The sequence below is a fragment of the Fischerella sp. JS2 genome (assembly GCF_032393985.1).
Lineage (GTDB): Bacteria > Cyanobacteriota > Cyanobacteriia > Cyanobacteriales > Nostocaceae > Fischerella.
On record NZ_CP135918.1, the window covers coordinates 6,791,886 to 6,816,334 of the forward strand.

Genomic DNA, 24,449 nt, shown 5'->3' on the forward strand with positions numbered 1-24,449 from the left:
CGTGGTTATACGTAAGTATAAACCCGGATTTTCTTTTACATAATGAAAGCCTGTCGTTGTTAGGGAAAAATTTACGTAAAATCACTAGATGTACGATTTTTCTTGTTGATGAATACGTACAATTTATTAATAGGGAAACACTTCATAGGTAACATTTTTTCTTTTGACAGACAATATAAACTTTGTGCAAATTATTCCAGCCAAGTATACTGTTTTAAAATGCCTTTGGCTGGACATGTACGAAAAACTTGACAGTGATGCATACTAAGGGGTTCCTCCTGGCTAAGTAATTTTCTTCTTTCCTAAAAAATAAAAACAATATAACCAAATCAATACAATCACAAAGGACTTTAACTGTTCTCATTGATGAAGTTAGGTGCCAATCTTATGAAAAAGCAGAGAGTAGACAAATTTTGAGTTATACCAACCTCAAGATGTATCTACCCAACGCTAGAGTCCAAAATCCTACTAAATCATTAAACAGATGAGGGCTTCCATTCGTAGGATCGCCGATATTTTACTCATTGTCTGTCCTTTAGCACAGTAAACCCTCACCTCCCGTAGTCTTCTCCAACTAGGTGAATCTTTTACCTATAACAGGCATAGATTTTTGATGAGAAGGCTGTGGCGGCCATCTTAGCTAAAGATTCAAGGGGATTCAACTGGGAGTTGGAGATAGGGCATGAATCAGTTAACAGTTAACAGTGACCAGTTTAATTTGATAACTGATAACTGATAACTGATTAGTTGTTCCCCAATCAAGATTAAGATAGAACTATCCCTATCCTTGAAAAGGCTAAGAACCTGATAGGTATTCGCTGATCGTGGCATCTTCGATAAATTGCTTGTATTCTAGTCAAACGAGAACTGCTATTACTTGAATCTGACACCGTTATGGACGACAACCCAATGCTGCTTAAGTCCACAACCCGGCATATCCGTATTTTTGCGGCAGAAATTGACCGGGATGGCGAACTAGTTCCCAGCAATCAGGTCTTAACGTTGGATGTTGACCCAGACAACGAATTTACCTGGAATGAAGATGCTCTGCAAAAGGTTTATCGCAAGTTTGATGAACTAGTAGAAGCATCTAGTGGTGCAGACCTGACTGATTACAATTTACGCCGCATCGGGTCAGACCTAGAGCATTTTCTGCGATCGCTCCTGCATAAAGGCGAAATCAGTTATAATCTCTCTTCTCGCGTCAATAATTACAGCATGGGACTTCCCCAAGTTGCACCTGATGAGCAAGATAGTTACGGGTTAATAAAGTCATGAGTGAAGAGTTAGAGTTATGAATTATAAAATTTTTACTCCTAACTCGTTTACAGGCGAAGCAGTAGGATATATATCTTGGCATTAAACCACCGATAAATCATCACCCAATGCTTTGCCCCCACTTTCTCAAACAACTGGCTGCTTGGCTATTGCCGCAGCCTCTTGTTATTATATTGTTCATGCTCTTGTCCCCAATTCAAGCAGCAGAACTAGTTGGGCGTGCTGTCTTAAGTGCGGATACATTTGCTGTCGGTTCCACAACTGCTCAATTTAAAAAGACAAATCGCACAACTCCTTTTCTTCACACTCAACCGGTACAGGGTTTTTCCGCTGTTGTTCAAGGACCAAAAGCAGGCACTTATCTAGTCATTTCAGACAATGGTTTTGGTAGTAAGGCCAATTCGCCTGATTATAGATTACGTATTTATGCAATCAAACCTGATTTTACTACAGGTAAAGTTTTTCCTGTGAATTTACAAACCGGAGAAAGACTGTCTTGGTTTAATCGTCAAAGCTTCTTAGAACTAAATGATAAAAATCGTAAAGTAAACTTTCCTATTGTTGCAGAAAAATCATTTTACCCAGGTAGCACTATCTCTGTCAGCCCAGCAATCAGAACAAATCGTTTGTTAACAGGGGGAGATTTTGATATAGAGTCCTTCCGCCGTTTGAGTGATGGTAGCTACTGGTTGGGAGACGAATTTGGCCCCTTTTTACTGCATATAGGACAAAATGGCGAACTACTAGATGCTCCTATCCCTTTACCTAATTTTTTGGGTATTGGTAAGTTAAATTTTGTAAAATCTCCTGACCACCCAGATTTGATGAATTTGCCTGATGAGCAAGCAAGAATTGCCACTGCAAACCTGGGTGGTTCTAAAGGTTTTGAAGGCTTAGCGCTTAATAGTAGTGGAACCAAACTTTATGCTTTGTTAGAAGGACCTTTAAAGCATGACTCTTTAAAAGAGCGCCTGTTAATTCATGAATTTGACTTAGCGACAAAACAATACACAGGTCAAATTTTCTTTTATCACCTAGAACATCAAAGCCATGCAATTGGTGAACTTACAGCCATTAATGATCATGAATATCTTGTGATAGAACGTGATCAAAAGCAAGGAGAACCTAACAATTCTGCTTTTAAATCTCCTGCTCAATTCAAGCGTATTTATAAAATTAATCTTAAACAAATTGATGCTCAGGGTTTTGTTGATAAAGAATTATTAGTAGATTTATTAAATATCTCAGATCCTAAGCGCATAGGAGGCAATAGCACCAAGGCTGGCATCTTCACCTTTCCATTCGTGACTATAGAAAGTGTATTACTTGTAGATCAAACAACTCTACTTGTAATCAACGATAATAACTATGCTGATAGTTTTGGTCGCACTCCTAGACAAGCCGACAATACCGAATTTATTCTCCTTCGCTTAGAAAAACCTTTAAATTTATTTAATACTGAATAGTCATTAACTATTTAATTTACTAATTAAAATTAAGATTTTTAATGAGACATTTAAGCTCATTCATATTAATTTATTAATAAACTTAATTTTATGTATAAACTCAAAAATCAATAAATATTGATACATAAGCAATGACTGCCAAAAAACTAGATTTCCTTATTTATCAACTTGCGGTTGTCCTAAAGTTTCTTCGGCATTTTTGAAGATGCTGTAAAGCTGTTTTTCTCCTTGGGACTACTCTCCAACAATGGATGTTGCCACTTGGATATGAACATCCCTAAGATCAGGAGCATCTACAGCAACTTCTTTAGATTTATCCTCAATGGTTTCGTGATTCTTCAGAAATTCATCGCCTGGCTTAGCAGTGCGATGAATTTTTTTTTCATTATGATCTTTAACTACACTTTAACTGAGTAAATATGTTAAATTTGCTTTTAACGTACTAGGCAGAAGTAATAAGCTTAATATTTTGGCTATAGTAACTTGCTAGCAGCGAGTAAAGTCTAGCTATTAGCTATGATATTTCAGTTTGTTTATTGATGCCGAACTACCTATAAACTAAAAGAAAGACTGGTATGATCTCCCCTTTCTTCTGGGGTAATTAGTCTCAGCCAGTAGTTGTAGTTGTGAAGGCGTTTGTTTGGATGGCAAGTAGTCAGTTTATTCTCTCCGGTGACGGAGCAGCCTACAAAGTAACTGTGGGGTGGAGTAATTACATTGTTGTTTGGGCGCACCTTCGTACTTAACTTTATTGATCAAAAATTTAAATTATGATTGTTTCGATTGTTCCAAAGCCTGGATATATCAGTTTAAAAAAATATGAGCGGTCTAGATACCGCCGCCAATACTATTAAAGAAATTGCCAATCGCTGACCGGTGGGAAAACTATGGAAAATGATGCGGCTAACCTCTATTGCCCAAACGAACTTTGTCAGGCTCCGAACCCTCTAACCCACAACTTCTGCCAGCGATGCTCTACATCTTTACCCAAACGCTTCCTCTGGGCTGTGGCAGATGGTCTGAATTTGGGTAATCCTGGAGAGATATTAGCCACTCGCTATCTAGTTATAGATAAATATATTCTTTTAGATACTAAGCCTGGTTATTTACCCCAAACGCCAGATCCAGAAAAATTACAATCAATCAGACCTTATTTAAGATTAATTCCCTACCGCTTACATATACCACAGGTATATGGTGTAGTTTCTTTATCAAATGGCAGTCAAGGGGAAGACATATTACTTTTAGAAAAACCGCCGCTAAAAATTACATATAGTGCAACTTCGTTCGATGTACAGCTATGTGGTGAGTTAACTACTGCGTGGCGTGAAGCTACATCGATGCGGCAACTTAATTGGTTATGGCAGATAGCACAATTGTGGCAACCTTTGGCTAGTGAAGGTGTGGCCTCAAGCTTACTTAATCCCCAACTATTAAGGGTAGAAGGCTCCTTAGTCCGGCTATTGGAATTGCGTTATGAAGAGGATTCTTTAGCGAGTTTGACCCATTTAGGAGAGTTTTGGCAACAGTTGGTAAGCACCGCCAAAGGGGCGATCGCAGAATTTGTTAAAGAAGTTTGTCATGCCTTAATCAAAGGAGAAATCCACACAGCCGAGCAACTAGTGAAAGTATTAGATAAAGGACTCTCAACACTAGGGCGTTCTCAATCTCATGCCATCACAATTGCCACAGTCAGTGACACAGGCCCAAGTCGTCAACGCAACGAAGATGCCTGCTATCCACCCAGTGGTAGCATTATCAGCAAACCACCCAACTCCAGCGCTTTGGCAATTGTTTGTGATGGGATAGGTGGACACGAAGGTGGTAATGTCGCCTCAAATCTGGCGATTGAAACCATTCAACAGCAGGTACAAGAACTAACTAAAGTTCCCTACGACCACATTGATCCAAATTCCCTACTTGAAGATTTACAACGAGCAGCAGCTGTTGCTAACGACAAAATCAGCCAGCGCAACGACAGCGAGAGTCGCCAAGGACGCCAGCGCATGGGAACAACCTTGGTAATGGCTTTGCCTGTTGCCCATGAAATGTATATTGCTCATGTTGGTGATAGTCGTGCCTACTGGATTACGCGCCAAGGTTGCTATCAAGTAACCCTTGATGATGATGTCGCTTCGCGTGAAGTACGGTTGGGCTATGCTATTTATCGAGATGCCATTCAACAGGGTGCTTCCGGTTCCTTGGTACAAGCTCTAGGAATGAGTCCTAGCTCTTCATTACATCCTTCGGCAGAACGCTTTATTCTCGACGAAGATTGTATTTTCCTGCTCTGTTCCGATGGTTTAAGTGACTTTGATCGTGTAGAACAGCATTGGGAAACAGAAATTTTACCGTTAATTCACGGTAAAACTGATGCCATGAGTGTGGTAGAGAAGTTACTAGAGATTGCTAACACCCAAAATGGACATGATAATGTCACTATTGCCCTAGTACACCACCAATTTAAGTACTTAGAACCACAGACAAAACCACAATTTGTTTTGTCTGACATATCCGCTATGGCAACTGGTAGCAGTATTTACCCAGCCAAAACCCTACAACCAACAACAGAAGGTGGTTATCATCAAAAAACCCAAGTCATTCCAGATACCCAGCCAAGTAAGCGACCGACCTTTGTCCCGCTACAGTTGATCATCCTTGTAGGATTAGTACTTGGTGCTGGTTTATTTGGGACTTTGTGGATGCTCAATAACAAAAAAAACGATTCTGTTCTTCCCACAATTAATAATACTCCCTCTGTTGACTTGAAACCAACTGTTATATCACCTGCACCAAGTGATCGCCTTGATGTCATTCAAACCGCAACTGATATACAACTGTTGACAAATACATCACCTCCACAACAAGCGATCGCACCTGCCGGTAGTGTATTTAAAATTCATAACAGTCAAGTAGTAACAGCAGAACCGACAAATTTAAATGCTTTAGTCTATCTGCGAGTATGTTCCAACTCATCCAAACCAATACTATCTCCTATAGAAAGGAAACCTGTAGTGAAAGCAGGTGAAGTATACACACTACAATTGTCAGAATATCAAAAATTATCACAGGCACAGGATATCTCCATACCCTCCCAGGAAATTATTGCTCAATGTCAGGCACAGCCTAACCGTACACCTGCATCTTCAAATCAACGAGAATCAGGTTCTAAACAGACTAAACCCCGTCGTAACACTGAATAGCCAAAAACTCGATAAACTAGTAGAAACCTGAAATAATACAGGTTAAAGCTAAAAGAAAAATTCAACAAAAGGCAATTATTTTTGTTGTCTTTTGTAGCTACGTTATTGAAAATTTTTGATTTTGATGTTTGTATGTAATGAATCCATCCCTGAACTTGGCGGTTAAGCGTCTCGTCAATGCTGGCCCTGACCATTTCGCTATTTGTGTGTTTGAAGCTCCCTACCCTGGCGCTCGTGATATCCACGATTGCGTCTGGTCAGCGGAGTTAACTCACGCTTGGCGAAAGTGGCAGGAGATGTTTGCTCCTAACAGTTGTATAGATATTTCCCCCACAGCCATACCCGCAACATCAAATCCACTCCCAAATGAGTTGTTGTCACCAACTTCTGGTCAGATGAGTTACACTAGCCGTCTGATGCAATATTTGGGAATTAGCCTATGGCGTTGGTTATTCGATGGGCCAATCCTGGGCAGTCTAGAATACAGTAGCGGTATTGCCACTGGTCAAAATACACGTTTGCGCTTTCGATTAGAAATTCGTGACCCAAATTTAACTGCTTTGCCGTGGGAAATTATGCAGCGCGAAGTTGGTCAGTCAGCAATGTCACTGTCTCAAAACATTTTATTTAGTCGTACTACTAATGAGGTTGAACCTCTACCACAGCGTTTGCGAACTGATCAATCATTAAATATTCTGCTAGTTCTGGGAGAGGGTGAAAATAATCTCCAACTGGATAGAGAAGCTGCTATTTTAGAGCAAACTCTTTCTAACGGCTCTATAGTGGGAAGTCATACCCAAGGATATGCACCTTGTACAGTAAACACACTAGTACAACCAACCCCACAGCAGTTGATCCAAGAACTAGAAACCAGAAATTACAATATTTTATTCTATGGAGGCCACGGTTCCCGAGGTCCCGATGGTGGGTATTTGCATTTGCGTCCTAGTATGCGTCTTAATGGTATAGAACTAGCACAAGTTCTCAGCCATACAGGGGTGAAATTAGCAGTTTTAAATGCCTGTTGGGGAGCCCAACCTGCTGCTGTTAACGGTCAGGCAATACCTTGCAGCAGTTTGATTGAGGTGCTGATTCGCAATGGCGTTCCTGCTGCTTTAGGAATGCGCGACCAAATTGCTGACGAGGAAAGTCTGACTTTTATTCATACTTTTGTCCAAGCTTTACGAAGACGATTGCCAATCGATCATGCTGTAGCAGAAGCCAGACAACATCTATTGGCAGTTTATAGATTTAACCAACTGCCTTGGACATTACCTGTTCTCTATCTACATCCACAATTTGATGGCGAACTAATTAGGAGTTACGAAGAAGGTAATACAGAATTACCAGAAACTTCCATACCTGGTATGGCTTCCCTCTTGCCTATGGCTTGTTTGCGATCGGCTGGGATCACTTATAAACTGAAAACCGCCGGAGTTACCCGCATCGGGCGTACTCCAGATAATGATATTGTAATTCAACAACCTTCTGTTTCTCGACGCCAAGCTGAAATCTTGTGTCGGAATACTTTCACAGGCGCTACTCCAGTGCGAACATATTACCTGAGAGAAAACTCTACCTATGGTACAACTTGGATTTCTAGCTCTACTAATAATGATTGGCAACAAATCCACCACCAGGAAGTTCTGCTTGAACCAGGAATGCAGTTAAAGTTTGGTAGTAGAAATAGTCATCCTTGGGAGTTTATGATTGAGAGTTCCTAAACTCAAGAGTCACAAAGGCAGAAGACAGTAGGTCATCACAATTTTGGATTTGGGGTTTGGGATTGGTTAGACTTTTGGAATCTGGAGACTTGTACTATCAACTAATTATCAATCAGTTTATTTGTAATCTAATTTACCATTTCGGACAACTTATCATCTTGGAAGTCATTGTCCACAATTGGGTAAAGAAAATTTTGAAAACTTCTTATTTTTTCTAGCCCCTACCCTTTAGACTCCAGTGCTTTGTTGCTATTTTCCAATCTCAGCAAAAAGCTTACAGAAAAACCAGCAAAATTAAAATTTGTGTGCGGAAATTAGTTGCAAGCTGGTGTAGCTGTAAATACCACAAAATAATTAATCGGGAGACAACAAAATGAATAGACAAATCAACGATTTAGAAAAACTTCAAACAATCCCCTCTCAAATAGAACTTGAATTTTTAGAAGCATTACTGCAACCAGAGGATGGCACTTATCCTTGGAATCCGACTGATGAGCAATCAGAAGAATATTTTCACCACTTGGAAGAGCAGTTTCTACTACAAGATGTTTTAGAAGAAGAACTCCCAACACGTTCTGAAGATTTTTACAATCATCTAGAAGGGCTATGGACTTCTCATGCTATACCCTACAATCATACTACAGACAGTAACATAGTAGTTCAACTTCAAGAAACTTTACAAAGCCAGTTAACTACAGGTGTACCAAAACAATGGTTAAAAGCCATAGCTCAAAAAGCTGCTGATATTTGTACTACCCAACAATTAATGGCAGATAAACTAGTGGAATGTGTTCAGTCTGTATTACCTAGCTGGGGAGCGGAAGATTTATTGGTTTTGGCCCGTCCTTATGCTTATGCGATGCGGAGTAGCGAATCACAAAAGACCGCAGAAACCGTTCTTAATCAAGTTGATGAACACGAATGGACAAATCTATCTGATATTGAACAAGCTAGAGTTAGTATGGCGATCGCTTACTATGCTTTGCAACAACTCAACAGCTTTCAGGGGGAAGCTTAAAAAAAACCTATTTTCTTTTAGTCTGCTTCAATCTTTCTACTTGCAAGCAACCTTATATTTGCATGGCGCTCGTCTTGCAACTTTTGTGGAATGTTCTAATTTTTTCTCTCAAATTGTAGAGCATTCATTGTATCCGAAAGTTATCAAATTGCAAGACCTGCGTCATCTACCTAAAGAGGGAAAAAATATGGTCGTTCTCAATAACGTAGAGTCTGGAATATATAAAATGTTAGGGACACACAGGTAGCTGTGTGTCCCTATTTACAACTAATTAATTAAAGAATTCCTATTTAATTTTTGACAAAAACTAATACATTCCCTGTTTCCTGTTCCCTATTTCTTTATTTATAATATTTCAAAAATTCTTGATACAAATCTTCCCCCTTCCCTTGTCCTCCTTGTCCCCCTTATCTTGTTATCAGATGTATTAGACTTAATTAGGACTTACGCAAAAATTCTCTCAAACTCTTATTCCTACCCTGCGGGTAAACACGAAGTGGCTTCTGTTCCCTGAAAGGGTTCCCGAAGGGTAAGTAGCTGCTACGTGTCTACGTGTCTACGCGGTTCGTTTTTCCTTTACCTGTGCGTAAGTCCTATGAATAATGAAACGGTATTACTTAGGGCCAAGAAAGCGGGTAGCAAAATTTTGCTCTCTTGTTGGTGATAATGCCCTGGCTTTGAGAATAGCAGCCATCAAAAAAGCGTAAGATAATACACCGACAACTACTAACAATAAGCCGTTGATGGTTCCCGTAGCATTCCATAAAGCATGGAGACCTGCGGCAGTTAAATAGCCAACGAGCAAAATCTGCCAACTTTTTCTGGGCTTGAGAACAGCTAAACCGATAAAATAGCCCAGATAGCCACTGTAAGCCATATGTCCTGCTACAGAACCCAAAATGCGGGGAATCAGCAGTTGTAATCCTGCTAGTTGACCAGCACCATCCCCAGCCTGGAAAGTCACACTTTGAATTATTTGTGGTACATACTGCCCTAGTGTCTCTAATAGAGTAAATCCTACAGCAGAAGCAGTTCCAAGAAGAATACCATCAAGAGGTTCCCAGACACCGACACGTTCCCGCCAAGGTGATGATAAACCTCTTGCGATCGCATAAGCTCCTAGTATTGGTAGGGCTTTGAGTAATTCCTCCATCAGCCCAGCACCAAAAAAGTACCGGATGAGTAATTCTGTGAAGGTAACGGATTCCTGCTGATTGGCAGGTAAACTACCAGGTAGAACTTCACGAAAGAAGAAGATAAAAAAATCTGTCAGAGGACTCAGCAAGATCAACATTGTTGTCAATCCTGAACCCATCAACACCCACCAAGGCTTGCGTTTGCCACACAACTGGTAAATAAAGTAATAGGCAGCAAAAGCTATGTAAGTCCCTACAACTACTTGATTTGCCTGGGGATCGCCAACCGTGGCAAACATCAACACTACAAAGACGACTGTAAGAACACCAGGTATAAGATAGGCTTTACGAGTTAAATCTTTACCAGTAGAAATAATGGGAAACAGTTGTGTAAAACTAACCGAAGAATCTGGTATGTTTGTGTTTTGGTAGCCGGCCGGTGGTAGAGATGTGGCTTCGGCAATGGAAGATATTACAGTAGATTGATGGTTAAATTCGCACTCAAACAACAATTCCGGGCCATCATAGCCAAGAGTAATGCGATCGCCATTCATTAATTGCTGACAGCCTTGCAAGCGTTGTCCATTTAGATAAGTACCATTAGCACTGTTCAAATCACAAATTACCCAACCTAATTCGCTATCTGGGGAAGGAGGCAGAGGACGAACCACCGCATGACGACGAGATACCATGCGGTACATCATGGCATCTAAGACAACTTGACAGCTAGGGTCACGTCCAATTACAACTTCTTTAGTGGGAAACAGCGAATAGCGAAAATCAGACCCATAAGCTGCCCCATTACCAGACACTAGCCGCAGAAATGCATTTTGTCTTGCGTATTTGCCTGTCATCGAGTTGCAGGGTATAAACTATTGCAAAAATATAATCGGCAGTCAGAATTAATCTTAGCTGCACTAATTAGCAGAATTGCTAAATCCACTATAGCTTCACTCTTTGCTCAGGAATTATAAATTATAAAAATCAAAATACAATGATATCTTTTGGTGCTGACAGTTAATAATATCAGCTTGAGACATTAGATGAGCTTGGTTTATTATTTGGTTATCAGTGATCAGTTTTGTCAGTTGAGTAACTTCCTCAAGTATAGTTTTTCAGGATTTTTTACTGTTCACTGATAACTTTTGACTGAATTTAACCAACTTTAGCTATCTCGACATGTTCAATCTTTGTACCAAGTACCTTCAGAAATTCTGCTAGCCAACGAGGATGAGCTGGCCAAGCAGGTGCAGTTACCAAGTTACCATCAACTATTGCCTCATCAACTGGAATCTCGATATATACACCACCTGCACGGTGTACATCCGGACCACAAGCAGGATAGGCAGTACAACTTTTTCGGCGTTGCATAATAGCGGTATGAATTGAGGTCAATTAATCATGGAATGTCCACGCTGTGGATCTTGTCATAACCGTAAGAATGGAAAGAAAAGAGGTAAACAGAATCACATTTGCTGTGATTGTGGTCGTCAATTCATTGATGTCTATAAACCACCCAGGGGCTACTCGGATGAAATCAAACAAGAATGCCTAAAAATGTACGTCAATGGTATGGGATTTCGTGGAATTGAAAGGGTGAAAAACGTTCATCATACTACCATTATTCATTGGGTTAAACGAGTGGGTACACAATTGGCGGATACACCAAATTCAAAGGAAATTCCGCAGGTGGGAGAACTAGATGAATTAGAAACATTTATTGGTTCAAAAAAAATAAAATCTGGTTGTGGACGGCGGTAAATCACTTTACTCAAGGTATTCTTGCTTGGGTTTTAGGTGATCGTAGTTCGACTACTTTCCAACAGTTATGGAACATTGTCCAGTGTTGGCAGAGTTATTTTTACGTCACAGATGGATACCCTGTTTACCCTTGTTTTGTTCCTGATGGTGACCAAATTGTGAGTAAGACCTACATGACACGAGTCGAAAATGAAAACACAAGGCTTAGACATTATTTGGCTCGTCTTCATCGTAAAACTTTATGTTATTCCAAAACCGAGGAAATGCTGAGATACTCTGTTCGATTGTTATTGCACTACCTCAAATATCGTTCTGTTCCCTTACCTGCCTAAAACATACCTTTATTCAGCAACGCCACTTTTTCCTAGCAATACATCTGCTGCTGCTAGTAGTTGTAAACCGTGACATATAGCAGCTATTGGTTTGTTTGTTTGGGCAAAGTGACGAGTAATTTCTAACACCTTTTGATTCAAACGGATATACTCTGGTGCGCGTCCTCCAGGGATAACTAGAGCATCATAAGTATCAGCTTTTACTTCATCAAAAGTGGCATTTAAAGTAAAATTATGACCTGGTTTTTCACTATAAGTTTGATCTCCCTCAAAGTCATGAACAGCAGTTCGCACCTTTTCACCTGCTTGTTTATTGGGGCAAACTGCATGAACAATATGTCCTACCATTTGTAGCGCTTGGAAGGGAACCATAACTTCATAGTCTTCCACGTAATCCCCAACGAGCATTAAAATTTTCTTGGCAGCCATATTTTATATCCTCACTTGTATAGTCAATAATGATTGCGCCTACACCTGCATGATTTTGATGTATTGGTGTCTTGGTATTATCAAACACTTGATATCAAAAACTTTGCTTCAGTAACAATCCCAAAATTTTTATAACAAATTAAATTCCTTCAAAGCTGGTAAAAAGTTTTTATTCTCATGATGAGAACGGCTCAACTTAATCAGGGCAAAACGCTGTAAATCATTGAGATCTGACCAGTGTTCAGTGGTAATAGTCACACCCATCTCTTGAGCTTTTTCATACACACTAGCTGGCACAGTGGTAGTATCCATCCAAGCTGGATGAGATTCAACAGTTAATTCAGCTACAGGCGTACCAGTGCTTTGTAAAATTAAATCTTGAATATATTTGCGATAAGCTTGAATTTCAGATTCTGTGGTGCAAGGTAGTTCAACAAGTTGTTGACGCTCTACCTGAGTCATATGATTCCAATCTGATAATTTCAGTTTGATACCACAGGTATCGAGCTTACAACGTACCTGCATAGGGATGCAACGCAGAGAATCAACAAAATCCGCTTCAAATTGAAAAAATTCTACTGCCATAACATTGAGCAAAACAAAGAACAATAACAAATCATGACTGTGGGGTTTCAAAGCTTTGTGACCCCACCCTGTATTTAATTTTTACTGTTAGTTCGACGGATTATCCAATAACTAATTGAAAGAGCAAGTAGAGCGATGCCTAAACCGATAATATCAATTCCAGAAACTTTGTCTAAATCCAAAATAATAATTTTACGTGCTACAGCAATTAAAGAAGTTACAATTACTAATTCTACTTGTAGAACATGTTTTTTGAGATAACCTGTGATATTCTCAAGAATTTCTAAAGCAATCAAAATATTTAAAAACAAGCCAAAAATTTTAAATAAAGTTGTGTTGAACTTACCATATGGCGTATCAAACAATTCTCTCAATAAAAAAATACCTAAATCAAACACAGCCACAAAAATTACTACCACCATCATCACAGAGAGAATTTTTGATACAAGCACCTCTATGTTTTCAATCAGGTGCATAAAGTTTTCGTCTTGTCCTGTTTGCCGAATGCGCTTAAACAGTTTTCTCATTTGCCACACCCTCTGCTAGATAATCGGTGATAGCAATTACATAACTTGGTTATGATTCCGGGGTCAACCCCTTGGGGAAAATAATACTATTAGGTCTTGTAAACTCGAATCAATCTACAAAAGTTATTGCACTAGAATTATTTTTATTCATAAATAAAAATATATATAAAGCATTAGATTTAGATATGCTTATAAAAATTAAATAAGTTTTCCGCTAATATTGTATTTGCCCACAATAAATGTTGGAAACCAACATATAGACCTGTGGCAAAAATAAAAATATCTTGCCTTAAATAAAATTGGCTAAAAGCTAATTGTTAGCTTAAAGCTAACTAGGACAAAGGTTATATCTCGTTTTCACTCCTTGGGTACTTTGGGCCCTAAACTAAAGTTTTGGACGTGGTGCAAGACTTCCACGGGCAATTGTTCACAACGAGGGAATGAAAATTTCACTCCTCCTACACCCTTACATCCCCACACCCATTTTCAAGACGGATGTAAGACTAGCCACTAACTAATTCCTCTATTGCACTAGCATTTGTTGGCAAAGCATCTGTTAGCACTTCGCAACCATTATTTGTAACCAAAATATCATCTTCAATGCGGATGCCACGCACATCAGCGAACTGAGATAAACGCTCCCAGTTAACTGTATATTGGTATGTAGAACGTACTTTTTGATCATTTATAATTGCTGGAACTTGATAAAAACCAGGCTCAATTGTGACTAACATGCCTGAGTGTAAAGGACGATTTAAACGCAAATATCTTAAACCAAAGCGATCGCTTCTTTCTCTTCCTGGTTCATATGCGGCTAAATCCCCCAAGTCTTCCATATCATGGACATCCAAACCCAGCAAATGACCAATACCATGAGGAAAAAATAAGGAATGGGCATCCCTTTCTACCAAGTTTTCAGCATCTCCTCGCAAAATGCCTAAATCTACTAAACCTTGGGCAATAACAGTACATGCCAACAGATGAATATCTCGGTATTCTACACCAGGCCGCACCTGGGCAATACAAGCATCATGGGCTGCCAAGACTACATCATAAATATCCCGTTGGGTAGATGAAAATTTCCCACTTACAGGCCAAGTACGAGTCACATCACTTGCCCAACCCATTTCTGTTTCAGCACCGACATCAGCAAGCAATAAGTCACCTGGTTGTAGAGAGTGATGATACTGTTCGTTATGTAGAACTTCGCCGTGAACGGTAACGATACTGTGGTAGGCAGTAGTCATATTTTGGGCGATGATGACTTTTTCCATCGCTGCGCGCACTTGTGCTTCTATTTTGGCGCTTGGTGTTGCTGCCATACCTGCTTGATGTGCTTCAACGGTGACAGCAGCAGCTTTTCGCAATTCGGCTAATGCTCCTTGATCGTGGGTGAGACGTAACTCGATAATGGCTTGGGCTAACTCTAAATCAATGCTTTGCAGTTGATTTCGTGGTAGTACCCATCTGTTCAATAGTTGTGATTGTTGTGTCCACGTAGCTGGATCTTGGACAGGAATTGTTGCTGATCCTTCTAGATATAACTCTAATTCTGCCATTGGATAAGCTGCATCTGCCCCAATTTGGGTAGCTATTGCTTCTCGATTGGGCATTTCACCATACCACAAGGCACTACTAGGTGCAGGATCATCAATGAATAATTCTAACTTCCCTGCTTCGAGGCGAATAGCGGCATTTGATAGAGGTAATCCTGCAAAGTAGAGAAAATGGCTGCTAGCCCGGAAAGGAAAAACATTGGCTGGAAAATTGCGTGGACTGCTGTTTCCTGACCAAAGAATTGCTGGAAAATTAATACGGGTAGCTAATTTTTGTCTGCGCTGGCGTAGCGTCTCAATAAGGGAAGTGCAGGTATTATGGATGAGCATGGCAGAGGAAAGTTAAGTATAAGTTGCGGTTTAACAAGCCCTTTAGGTGTATAAATGTCTTTAGTCAACAGGGTGCAAGCCTCACAACCTACACCTGATCTGACCTCTATCAAATAAAAAGCTTTATGTATGATAGGAGCTTGCCGTTTCTAAAATATATTTTGAAATAATTAGCTAATTAGAATTAGGTTACCCCTAATGAATCCTTATAATGGGGATTTGCTGGAAAAAATACAACTGGTGAAACCTTAAAAAATTCCCCAAGTTTTTGAATGTGTTCAACTGTTAACTTACGCTTGCCGTTAAGAACATCAGAAACGATTGATTCTGTTTTGAAAATAGGAACTAAATCTTTTTGTTTTAAATTTAATTCTTCAATCAAAACCTTAAGAAGTTCTACACCATAAATATCTGGTACTAAATCTTGTCCTTGTTCGTATTCACTAATTAAGACACCAAGTAAATCTAGATAATCTTCTTCTGCTTGAGTCAGTTCACCTTTATCAAGTAAGCGATCTACACAAGCTTGTGTTTTCTGAAAATCCTCTTCAGATTTTATGATGCGTGGAGGAAAATTAATAAGTAACTCAGTGTATGTGAGATTATTTCGCATTTTGTCATTTTTAGAATCGTTTTCTTAACTGTTGTCACTAAGATTGATGTTGTATCAATTTTATTTGTGTTGTCGTCATAGGAACTTTAATAACTATTCACTATCAAACTATTCGTCATTTTTCCATTTATCTTTATCATATTCTGCATGAGTTAGAAAATCACAAATGTATATAGCTTTCCTTTTATAGTTAATACAGGTTATTAACCTATATTTGTTTCCTCCAATATCAAAAATGACGAAGTTTTTAACTTGGTCTGGTGCAAAGATGGAAGTAGCTTTTACATCAGCAAAACTTTTCCACTCTTGCGCTTTTACAAGCTTTATCCAAGCTCGTATACTAGACTCTGCATCAGGGTACTTTTCACAAGCTTGCTTGAGTCTAGTTTCTGAAATAATACGCATTTGTATGATCTTCCTATTGATTTTGTTACTAAGGTCAACATAAATCCTCCACTTAGAACATCCTTGGCTGTATATGATTAAAAACCCTATTTTAATAAGGCTTAGAATAAGCTTAGCGAATTGCGAAGTTAATTACCAATATCACACTTTTGAGTATTTATGCTCATAAATTGTTAGTTTGCCAAATATCGCCAACACTTTGTAAGATAATTTATTTATCTAAATATGGTTATCAGTGATCAGTTTCATTACTGGCGAAACACCACACTAATTTGGTGTTGGGCTTTGGTGGTGCTTATATGTTCCCAGAAGATGCCTGATAACTGATAACTGTTCACTGAATTGAATTTCTAGTCATCGTCATCGTCATCATCGTTATTCTGCCGTTGGTTATTTTGTCTATCGTTATCATCGTCATCTGACTCTGATTGATTTGTGTTATTCTCTTGTTGCTCTTGAGGTTCATCTCCCCCGCCAAAGTTACAAGCAACTAATCCCCCTGGTAAGATCACCAAGCTAGCAGCAGCGAAAATACTCCCAATTTTTCTCCAGCGTTCGTTTTTATGTAACATAAATTTTGATGTTTTGAAACTTTACTTATTTTTAAGGTACTGCGAGTTGGAATTTTTAAGTTAGGGAACGGGGAACGGTGAATAGTGAAGAAATACAGCGATTTCTGTTTTTTGAAATATGGATAAATATCTTTGCGTCGGTACTTAAATTTAATTGTTACAGCGCTGTATTTGCGATCGCTTTCTGTTTGTGGCAAATGTTATTTCATTCATTAAGAAAATTACGATGTTGGTCACAAATATTACGATGTTCTCTATGGATGAAAGATTTTTGTGATCAACGTTAATTTAGTAAGTGCGAACTTATTGTTAAATTGTAGAAATGTCTCCTAAACCTAAAGCGCCTGTTAATTTTGTAAAATCCTGTGACTGGCCGATTGAACAATTACCAGGATTATCTCAACAAGAAGTATCTCAACTGCAAAACTGCGGTATTGCCACTACAAAAGCGCTAATTGAACAAAGTCAAACTCTTCAGGCTAAAGTAAAACTTGCCAATAAACTGCAAATAAATCTTCAGTATGTCAATAAATGGGTAGCATTAGCAGATTTAGCGCGGATTCCTAGCGTTGGTACTCAGTATTGTGGCTTGTTACTTCATGCTGGTGTCGGTTCTGTAGCCTTGCTGGCGACTCTTCCCACTCACAGATTACACAAACAAATTTTGCGCTTGCAGGTAGCGACAATGCAACGGCGGGATTTATGTCCTTCTGTTGAACAAGTACAGCAGTGGGTTCAACAAGCTCAAGCGATCGCCTAATCTTTGGCTACTACACCATTGAGAAAAATATCAGCGAGTCCTTCTGCCATTTGCTGCATTTGTTGAGGGGAAGCATCAGGTTCCATGAGGGTATTGTGAGAAAAGCCTGCGATCGCAAACATTCCCAAGAAGACTTTCGCCACCAATTTGGCATCCATTTGGCGATAAATGCCTTTATCCATTGCGGTTTGGAAAAAGGCTTCGGCAACATCAGTCATTTTATCAATCACTTCTGACTGGATGCGATCACGCAAATCTGGGTGAAATTGTGCCTCCATGAAACACACCCGCATCAAGTCGGCACTTTTTTGCATGTTCCACATCCGGCGGCGCATTACCTGTGCCACAGCTTTATAACTGCCCATTTCACTTAATTCTGTCAGCAGATCGGTGAGAATCTCCACCCAGCCAGCAGTCGCTACCTCTACCAAAATGGCCTTTTTATTCGGAAAATGACGAAATAGCGTCCCTTCCGCGACTCCTGCTGCTTGTGCTAAGTCGCGGGTGGTGGTGCCATCAAATCCCTGAGAGGCAAACAAGCGCCGTGCTGCCTGTAAAATACGGCCACGGGTTTGTGCCTCTGATGGCGGAGGAGAATTAAAAACACGCATAACAGTTATAGTGAAATATCCGGAACAGGACTCGTAGCATTATTGTCTTACGACAAGTACAAAAAACACAGAAAGCTTAATACAAGATTAACGCTCTACTCGCAAGTACCCCGGGTTTTCAGTAACAAAACTTTACTTCTAATTTTGCTTATGAATCATGCCAATTTTGGATTGCCAATGTTGAAATACAAAGCAAGTCGTCTGATCGCCATTTTGCTTTTAGCATTGACTTTGTGGTGGGGATTATCACCAGAAGTTGCTTTCGCTAAAACTCAAACTCTACCAGCCCAAAGCTCAATTCAACCCTATCTGGATCGAGTGATTAAGCAGTTGACGGAGTTTCGTCTTGATAATGGGATGAAGTTCATTGTCTTAGAACGCCATCAAGCACCAGTTGTTTCTTTTCTTACCTATGCTGATGTCGGTGGTGTTGATGAACCAGATAAAAAAACTGGTGTAGCCCATTTTTTAGAACATTTAGCATTTAAAGGTACGACGAGAATTGGTACAAAAGACTACAAAGCAGAAAAGCCCTTACTAGACAAGTTGGATCAACTAGCTGCCCAAATTGAAATTGCCCAAGCTGGCGGCAACAAAGATGAAGTGGCTAAATTGACAACGCAATTTGAGCAAGTAGAAGCACAAGCAGCCAAACTTGTCAATCAAAATGAATTGGGACGAATTGTGGAACAGGCAGGAGGTGTAAATTTAAATGCTAATACCTCCACAGAAGCCACTCGTTATTTTTACAGCTTTCCTGCTAACAAATTGGAATTGTGGATGTCGCTGGAATCAGAACGTTTTCTTGAACCTGTGTTTCGGGAGTTTTATAAAGAAAAAAATGTGATTTTGGAAGAACGACGCCTACGGGTAGACAATTCTCCGATTGGACTGATGTTAGAAAAGTTTATCGATACAGCTTTTCAAGTCCATCCCTACAGGCGTCCAATCATTGGTTATGACGAAGATATCCGTAACTTGACACGGCAAGATGTGCAAAAGTTTTTCGATGCCTACTATGCACCGAGTAATTTAACTATGGCTGTTGTGGGAGATGTCAACCCGAACGAAGTTAAAAGACTAGCGCAAATCTACTTTGGACGCTACAAAGCTAAACCTAAAGCTGTGGCAAAACTGCCAGTAGAACCGCCACAAAAACAAACGCGAGAAGTGAGTGTCAAGTTAAATTCTCAACCTTGGTATTTGGAAGGTTATCATCGTCCGGCACTGACCCATCCAGATGATGCTGTGTATGAAATTATTGGTAGTTTGCTCAGTGATGGACGGACATCACGTCTGTATAAATCTTTAGTAGAAAAACAGCAATTAGCACTTTCTGCCCAAGGTTTTAGTGGTTTTCCCGGTGATAAGTATCCGAATTTGATGTTATTTTATGCTCTCACGGCTCCGGGTCATACGGTTGATGAAGTCGCGGTCGCTTTACGCCAGGAAATTGACAAACTCAAGACTGAACCTGTGTCAACTATGGAATTAGATCGAGTCAAAACTAAAGCGAGGGCAGAATTGTTGCGATCGCTTGATTCTAATATGGGCATGGCGCAGCAGTTGTTGGAGTATGAGGTGAAAACTGGTTCTTGGCGAAATTTATTTAAGCAGTTGGACAAATTGGAAGCTGTGACGGCTGCGGATGTTCAGCGAGTAGCAAAGGCAACTTTTACTGCCGAAAATCGCACAATTGGTAAGCTGTTGTCACAACAGGGATGAGGGACACGGAGGACACGGAGGACAAGGGAGACAAGGGAGACACGGGAAAAGGTACACCCTTATTCCCCTACACCCCTATTTATTGACTAGCTGGTTTTGACAATAAAGGACACAAAGTAAGGTATGAAGAGGTATAAAAGAACGGGCAAAAAGCAGATGAAAATCCAAAGTTTGAAATTTAAGGGATTAGTTTATGCAGTGGTTGCTGCTTTTGCCTTGGTACTTTTAACTTTTAATTTTTCTTGGGCGGCAACAGCAGCGAAGCACTATACAGAGTTAGAGTTTGCACCATTAGCTGAGATTAAGTTACCGAAGTATGAGCGGTATAAGTTGAATAACGGTATGGTGGTTTATTTGATGGAAAATCACGAATTACCGTTAGTTAATGGTGCAGCGTTGATTGGTACTGGCGATCGCTTTGAACCATTAGATAAAGTAGGCTTAGCTCAGATGGTAGGGACGGTGATGCGGACTGGGGGAACTCGTTCTCACACGCCTGATGAGTTAAATCAGATGTTGGAACAACGGGCAGCTTCGGTAGAGACTGATATTAGTGAAACTAGTGGTACTGCTAGTTTTGAAGCACTGAGTGAAGATGTCGAAACTGTATTGGGGTTGTTTGCTGAGATCCTGCGTGAACCTATTTTTGCTGAGGATAAACTAGCACTAGCAAAGACGCAAGAGCGGGGTAAGATTTCCCGCCGCAATGATGATCCTAATGAAATTGCCCAACGGGAATTTAAGAAATTAGTCTACGGTAAGGAAAGTCCTTATGCCCGTACAACAGAGTATGGGACGTTGGCTAAAATTTCTCGTCCAGATTTAGTGAAGTTTTACCAACAGTATTTTTATCCCAACAATATGATTTTGGGGATTGTGGGCGATTTTGATCCTAAAAAGATGAAATCCTTGATTCAAGCAAAGTTTGGTGACTGGAAACTCAATCCCAATTTTACTAAACCCCAGTTACCACAAGTTACAGCCAAAGGTGGCGGTGTATTTTTTGTGAATCAGCCACAACTGACTCAGAGTAGCATTCTCATTGGTCATTTGGGAGGACAATTTAACAATCCTGACTACCCAGCGTTGGATGTGTTAAATGGGGTATTAAATGGTTTTGGTGGACGTTTGTTTAATGAAGTGCGATCGCGTCAAGGTTTAGCTTACTCTGTATACGGTTACTGGAGTCCGCGTTATGATTATCCTGGTGTATTCATTGCTGGTGGACAAACGCGATCGGATGCAACTGTACAGTTTGTGAAGGCTTTGCAAACAGAAATTAAACGTTTACAAACTCAACCAGTCACACCTAAAGAATTGGCTTATGCCAAGGAATCTACTCTCAATTCGTTTGTGTTCAATTTTGAAGACCCCGCGCAAACTTTATCGCGCTTGATGCGATATGAATATTATGGCTATCCTTCTGATTTTCTCTTCCGCTATCAAAAAGCAGTAGCAGCAACCACAGCAGCTGATGTCCAAAGAGTTGCACAGAAATACTTGAAACCAGATGCGTTAGTAACTTTGGTTGTGGGGAATCAAACGGCAATTAATCCACCTTTGACACAGTTAGCTAAACAAGTAACATCAATAGATGTGACTATTCCTCGATTACCCCAAGCACAAAGTTAGGTTGATTTCAATACGCTTCGCATAAGACAAATACATTGATATTTAAATCATGTAGAAACGTTGCATTGCAGCGTCTCTGCATGATTTAAGAGTTAATTTTTATAAAGTTGAGGTAAATATACTCAACTTCAACTCAGGCGATCCTTTAACCACAATCTACGAGATAATCTCAATGCTTTGTGAGATTATTATCCATTGTCAATGTCGTTTGATAACCTGTGCAAACTCCTGTCGGAAAAACATCCCGTCACCTTTGCTAGTTGGGTATTAGGAACACCACAAACTGCTGTCACCGTCCTGAAAACCGAATTGAGTATCGAACCGATTCGTGCTGATTACGTCACATTTCTACAATTACAAGAACGTATTCTCCATTTAGAGTTTCAAACCAAACTTGAATCCATACCACCTCTACCCCTGCGGATGCTCGATTATTGGGTAAGGTTATATCGGTTATATCGTCTACCGATTACGCAAGTTGTCGTATTATTGCTTCCTCCGACACCAGAAACAGTCAGTGAAACCGCTTTCAATCTTGAAACCACCCGTCATGAATATCGTGTAATTCGTATCTGGGAAGAAAACCCGGAACTATTCCTCAATAACCAGGCTTTATTACCATTAGCACCACTGACAGCAACTACTCAACCCCAAGCGTTATTAAAACAAGTTGTGGAACGAGTTAATCAACTTGAACCACAACAACGGGCAGAAATTTCCGCTTATACCCAAATTTTAGCGGGGTTAAAATATAAAAAAGACTTGATTAGAAACTTATTTCGGGAGGGTATGATGCGCGAGTCAGTAATTTATCAAGAAATCCTTGCAGAAGGAGAACAACGGGGAGAACAACGAGGACGACAAGAAGGAGAGCGATCGCTAATTCTCCGTCAACTGACTCGGCGTGTGGGAGAATTACCGCAACAAATACTAGAACGAATTGAAAATCTCTCTTTAGAACAATTAGAAAATCTTGGTGAAGCGTTGCTAGATTTTCAGGTTCAAGCAGATTTAGAAACTTGGTTCAGCAAGTTAGATTAGTATAGGCACAAAATTAGATATAGATAAACATTATCTTCCTGAAATTATTACCTGTGACATCATCTGTTTTTTCTGCTGAACGCCTTTTATTCACACCCGCTACCCCTGAAACTAACGCTATTCCCACTATTTTTGCTTTTCCTAACGAGTACACTGTGGGTATCACTAGCCTTGGCTATCAAATAGTATGGGCGACTTTGGCTATGCGTGCAGATGTACAGGTGAGCCGCCTGTTTACTGATGTGCATGAATCACTTCCCAAAAAAGCAGAATTACTCGGTTTTTCTGTGTCTTGGGAATTAGATTATGTGAATATTTTGAATTTGCTGGCATCTTTAGATGTTCCTATCCGCACAGTTAATCGTGATGCTCATCATCCCATAGTTTTTGGTGGTGGGGCTGTCCTCACTGCTAACCCAGAACCTTTTGCTGATTTTTTTGATGTCATTCTTTTGGGGGATGGTGAAAATCTGCTTGGTAATTTTATTGATGCTTATAAAGCAGTGAGAAATGCAGATCGGCAAACTCAACTAAAAGTACTAGCACAAGTACCAGGAATTTATGTTCCGAGTTTGTATGCAGTGGAATATTATGACGTTGATGGCGGAATTAAATCTATTAATCCAATCGCATCAGAAATTCCGGCTGTAGTGCAAAAGCAAACTTATCGTGGCAATATTTTATCAGCTTCAACGGTAGTAACCGAAAAGGCAGCTTGGGAAAATATTTACATGGTAGAAGTGGTCAGAAGCTGTCCAGAAATGTGTCGTTTCTGTTTGGCAAGTTATCTCACTTTACCTTTTAGAACTGCGAGTATTGAAGAGTCATTAATCCCAGCAATTGAGAGAGGTCTAGCTGTGACAAATCGGCTGGGATTACTGGGTGCTTCAGTAACTCAACATCCTGAATTTGAGAATTTATTAAATTACATTAGTCAGCCAAAATACGATGATGTCCGGTTGAGTATTGCTTCGGTGCGAACTAATACTGTTACGGTACAATTAGCACAAACTTTAGCGAAACGAGATACTAAATCTTTGACAATTGCTGTAGAAAGTGGATCAGAAAGATTACGGCAAATTATTAATAAAAAGCTGCACAATCACGAGATTATCCAAGCAGCAATCAATGCTAAAGCAGGCGGATTAACAGGTTTAAAACTCTACGGGATGGTAGGAATTCCTGGTGAGGAACCAGAGGATTTAGATGCTACTGTCACAATGATGCGCGAAATCAAAAAAGCTGCTCCTGGTTTACGGTTAACATTGGGATGCAGTACCTTTGTACCCAAGTCCCATACACCATTTCAATGGTTTGGCGTGAATCGCCAAGCAGAAAAACGCTTGCAGTTCTTACAAAAACAACTCAAGCCCCAAGGGATAGATTTTCGCCCGGAAAGTTACAATTGGTCTATGATCCAAGCTTTGATATCAAGGGGCGATCGCAGATTATCACACTTACTAGAACTGACTCGCAACTTTGGGGATTCTCTTGGTAGCTACAAACGTGCCTTTAAGGAACTCAAAGGGAAACTACCTGATTTAGATTTTTATGTTCATGCCAATTGGTCGAGTGAGCAAATCTTACCTTGGTATCATTTACATGGGTCTCTACCACAGTCTACTCTGCAAAAGCATCTAGCAGAAGCCACAAGTCAGTTTAAACCATCTGAGCAATTGCTAACTGTTAATGGTTGATGATAAGAAGATTATTCATTAGCTATTAGCAATCCAAATTCAAAATTG

The 24,449-nt window shown here is 39.9% G+C and carries 19 protein-coding genes and 2 pseudogenes; 11 read left to right on the forward strand and 10 right to left on the reverse strand.

Features of this window, described 5'->3' with window-relative positions; all coding sequences use genetic code 11:
- Nucleotides 1–894: 894 nt before the first annotated feature.
- The 5 genes from RS893_RS29115 (at nt 895) to RS893_RS29135 (ending at nt 8,689) form a co-directional block, all read left to right on the forward strand.
- Nucleotides 895–1,278: an NAD(P)H-quinone oxidoreductase subunit M gene (locus tag RS893_RS29115; RefSeq protein ID WP_315789033.1), complete on the forward strand. Its 384-nt coding sequence runs from the start codon at nt 895–897 to the stop codon at nt 1,276–1,278.
- A gap of 107 nt (nt 1,279–1,385) precedes the next feature.
- Nucleotides 1,386–2,744 (forward strand): esterase-like activity of phytase family protein, encoded by a 1,359-nt coding sequence (locus RS893_RS29120; protein ID WP_315789034.1) that lies wholly within the window; start codon nt 1,386–1,388, stop codon nt 2,742–2,744.
- 887 nt (nt 2,745–3,631) lie between these two features.
- Nucleotides 3,632–5,947, forward strand: coding sequence for a protein phosphatase 2C domain-containing protein (locus RS893_RS29125; protein WP_315789035.1), 2,316 nt, complete (start codon nt 3,632–3,634; stop codon nt 5,945–5,947).
- Nucleotides 5,948–6,084: 137 nt separating this feature from the next.
- On the forward strand, nt 6,085–7,671 hold the full coding sequence (locus RS893_RS29130; protein WP_315789036.1) for a CHAT domain-containing protein: 1,587 nt from the start codon (nt 6,085–6,087) through the stop codon (nt 7,669–7,671).
- Between the two features lie 373 nt (nt 7,672–8,044).
- Nucleotides 8,045–8,689 carry a hypothetical protein gene (locus RS893_RS29135; protein WP_315789037.1) on the forward strand — a complete coding sequence of 215 codons (645 nt, stop codon included), beginning with the start codon at nt 8,045–8,047 and terminating at the stop codon, nt 8,687–8,689.
- A gap of 613 nt (nt 8,690–9,302) precedes the next feature.
- Here RS893_RS29135 and RS893_RS29140 read toward each other — a convergent pair.
- Together RS893_RS29140 and RS893_RS29145 are read right to left on the reverse strand one after the other, a co-directional pair.
- A complete protein-coding gene (locus RS893_RS29140; protein WP_315789038.1) occupies nt 9,303–10,679 on the reverse strand; it encodes a PrsW family glutamic-type intramembrane protease in 1,377 nt (458 codons plus the stop codon).
- 301 nt (nt 10,680–10,980) lie between these two features.
- Nucleotides 10,981–11,184 (reverse strand): annotated as a pseudogene (locus tag RS893_RS29145) (protease); the annotation flags it as partial.
- Between the two features lie 42 nt (nt 11,185–11,226).
- Here RS893_RS29145 and RS893_RS29150 point away from each other — a divergent pair.
- A protein-coding gene (locus RS893_RS29150; protein WP_315784082.1) for an IS1 family transposase occupies nt 11,227–11,918 on the forward strand; the annotation gives its coding sequence in 2 pieces (ribosomal slippage) (nt 11,227–11,551 and nt 11,551–11,918; 693 coding nt in all).
- A 15-nt stretch (nt 11,919–11,933) separates the two neighbouring features.
- On the opposite strand, the pseudogene RS893_RS29155 reads toward RS893_RS29150, so the two are convergent.
- The 7 genes and pseudogenes from RS893_RS29155 to RS893_RS29185 form a co-directional block, all read right to left on the reverse strand.
- Nucleotides 11,934–12,347: pseudogene (locus tag RS893_RS29155) on the reverse strand (DJ-1/PfpI family protein); the annotation flags it as partial.
- A 129-nt stretch (nt 12,348–12,476) separates the two neighbouring features.
- The gene (locus RS893_RS29160) at nt 12,477–12,932 is read right to left on the reverse strand and encodes a nitrate reductase associated protein (protein WP_315789039.1); all 456 of its coding nucleotides are present in this window, start codon (nt 12,930–12,932) and stop codon (nt 12,477–12,479) included.
- Nucleotides 12,933–13,006: 74 nt separating this feature from the next.
- The gene (locus RS893_RS29165) at nt 13,007–13,459 is read right to left on the reverse strand and encodes a phosphate-starvation-inducible PsiE family protein (protein WP_315789040.1); all 453 of its coding nucleotides are present in this window, start codon (nt 13,457–13,459) and stop codon (nt 13,007–13,009) included.
- A 503-nt stretch (nt 13,460–13,962) separates the two neighbouring features.
- On the reverse strand, nt 13,963–15,345 hold the full coding sequence (locus RS893_RS29170) for an aminopeptidase P family protein (RefSeq protein ID WP_315789041.1): 1,383 nt from the start codon (nt 15,343–15,345) through the stop codon (nt 13,963–13,965).
- 184 nt (nt 15,346–15,529) lie between these two features.
- Nucleotides 15,530–15,958 (reverse strand): transcriptional regulator, encoded by a 429-nt coding sequence (locus RS893_RS29175; protein ID WP_315789042.1) that lies wholly within the window; start codon nt 15,956–15,958, stop codon nt 15,530–15,532.
- Between the two features lie 108 nt (nt 15,959–16,066).
- Nucleotides 16,067–16,363, reverse strand: coding sequence for a type II toxin-antitoxin system HigB family toxin (locus RS893_RS29180; protein ID WP_315789043.1), 297 nt, complete (start codon nt 16,361–16,363; stop codon nt 16,067–16,069).
- Between the two features lie 350 nt (nt 16,364–16,713).
- Nucleotides 16,714–16,935, reverse strand: a complete 222-nt coding sequence (locus tag RS893_RS29185; protein WP_315789044.1) for a hypothetical protein — start codon at nt 16,933–16,935, stop codon at nt 16,714–16,716.
- 322 nt (nt 16,936–17,257) lie between these two features.
- Here RS893_RS29185 and RS893_RS29190 point away from each other — a divergent pair, with 322 nt between their 5' ends.
- The gene (locus RS893_RS29190; protein ID WP_315789045.1) at nt 17,258–17,695 is read left to right on the forward strand and encodes a DUF4332 domain-containing protein; all 438 of its coding nucleotides are present in this window, start codon (nt 17,258–17,260) and stop codon (nt 17,693–17,695) included.
- On the opposite strand, the gene RS893_RS29195 is transcribed toward RS893_RS29190, so the two are convergent.
- Nucleotides 17,692–18,306: a TetR/AcrR family transcriptional regulator gene (locus tag RS893_RS29195; RefSeq protein ID WP_315789046.1), complete on the reverse strand. Its 615-nt coding sequence runs from the start codon at nt 18,304–18,306 to the stop codon at nt 17,692–17,694. The genes RS893_RS29190 and RS893_RS29195 overlap by 4 nt on opposite strands.
- A gap of 150 nt (nt 18,307–18,456) precedes the next feature.
- On the opposite strand from RS893_RS29195, the gene RS893_RS29200 reads away from it, so the two are divergent.
- The 4 genes from RS893_RS29200 (at nt 18,457) to RS893_RS29215 (ending at nt 24,401) form a co-directional block, all read left to right on the forward strand.
- Nucleotides 18,457–20,031 (forward strand): pitrilysin family protein, encoded by a 1,575-nt coding sequence (locus tag RS893_RS29200; protein WP_315789047.1) that lies wholly within the window; start codon nt 18,457–18,459, stop codon nt 20,029–20,031.
- 156 nt (nt 20,032–20,187) lie between these two features.
- Entirely contained in the window at nt 20,188–21,663 is a 1,476-nt protein-coding gene (locus RS893_RS29205; protein WP_315789048.1) for a pitrilysin family protein, read from the forward strand.
- Nucleotides 21,664–21,864: 201 nt separating this feature from the next.
- Nucleotides 21,865–22,704: an Rpn family recombination-promoting nuclease/putative transposase gene (locus RS893_RS29210; RefSeq protein WP_315789049.1), complete on the forward strand. Its 840-nt coding sequence runs from the start codon at nt 21,865–21,867 to the stop codon at nt 22,702–22,704.
- A 53-nt stretch (nt 22,705–22,757) separates the two neighbouring features.
- Nucleotides 22,758–24,401 carry a radical SAM protein gene (locus tag RS893_RS29215; RefSeq protein ID WP_315789050.1) on the forward strand — a complete coding sequence of 548 codons (1,644 nt, stop codon included), beginning with the start codon at nt 22,758–22,760 and terminating at the stop codon, nt 24,399–24,401.
- The last annotated feature ends 48 nt before the right edge of the window (nt 24,402–24,449 follow it).

Bases quoted from the DNA above. Each gene is read 5' to 3' on its own strand.
- RS893_RS29115 (WP_315789033.1), top strand. From the start codon at position 895: ATGGACGACAACCCAATGCTGCTTAAGTCCACAACCCGGCATATCCGT.
- RS893_RS29120 (WP_315789034.1), top strand. From the start codon at position 1,386: ATGCTTTGCCCCCACTTTCTCAAACAACTGGCTGCTTGGCTATTGCCG.
- RS893_RS29125 (WP_315789035.1), top strand. From the start codon at position 3,632: ATGGAAAATGATGCGGCTAACCTCTATTGCCCAAACGAACTTTGTCAG.
- RS893_RS29130 (WP_315789036.1), top strand. From the start codon at position 6,085: ATGAATCCATCCCTGAACTTGGCGGTTAAGCGTCTCGTCAATGCTGGC.
- RS893_RS29135 (WP_315789037.1), top strand. From the start codon at position 8,045: ATGAATAGACAAATCAACGATTTAGAAAAACTTCAAACAATCCCCTCT.
- RS893_RS29140 (WP_315789038.1), bottom strand. From the start codon at position 10,679: ATGACAGGCAAATACGCAAGACAAAATGCATTTCTGCGGCTAGTGTCT.
- RS893_RS29160 (WP_315789039.1), bottom strand. From the start codon at position 12,932: ATGGCAGTAGAATTTTTTCAATTTGAAGCGGATTTTGTTGATTCTCTG.
- RS893_RS29165 (WP_315789040.1), bottom strand. From the start codon at position 13,459: ATGAGAAAACTGTTTAAGCGCATTCGGCAAACAGGACAAGACGAAAAC.
- RS893_RS29170 (WP_315789041.1), bottom strand. From the start codon at position 15,345: ATGCTCATCCATAATACCTGCACTTCCCTTATTGAGACGCTACGCCAG.
- RS893_RS29175 (WP_315789042.1), bottom strand. From the start codon at position 15,958: ATGCGAAATAATCTCACATACACTGAGTTACTTATTAATTTTCCTCCA.
- RS893_RS29180 (WP_315789043.1), bottom strand. From the start codon at position 16,363: ATGCGTATTATTTCAGAAACTAGACTCAAGCAAGCTTGTGAAAAGTAC.
- RS893_RS29185 (WP_315789044.1), bottom strand. From the start codon at position 16,935: ATGTTACATAAAAACGAACGCTGGAGAAAAATTGGGAGTATTTTCGCT.
- RS893_RS29190 (WP_315789045.1), top strand. From the start codon at position 17,258: ATGTCTCCTAAACCTAAAGCGCCTGTTAATTTTGTAAAATCCTGTGAC.
- RS893_RS29195 (WP_315789046.1), bottom strand. From the start codon at position 18,306: ATGCGTGTTTTTAATTCTCCTCCGCCATCAGAGGCACAAACCCGTGGC.
- RS893_RS29200 (WP_315789047.1), top strand. From the start codon at position 18,457: ATGAATCATGCCAATTTTGGATTGCCAATGTTGAAATACAAAGCAAGT.
- RS893_RS29205 (WP_315789048.1), top strand. From the start codon at position 20,188: ATGAAAATCCAAAGTTTGAAATTTAAGGGATTAGTTTATGCAGTGGTT.
- RS893_RS29210 (WP_315789049.1), top strand. From the start codon at position 21,865: ATGTCGTTTGATAACCTGTGCAAACTCCTGTCGGAAAAACATCCCGTC.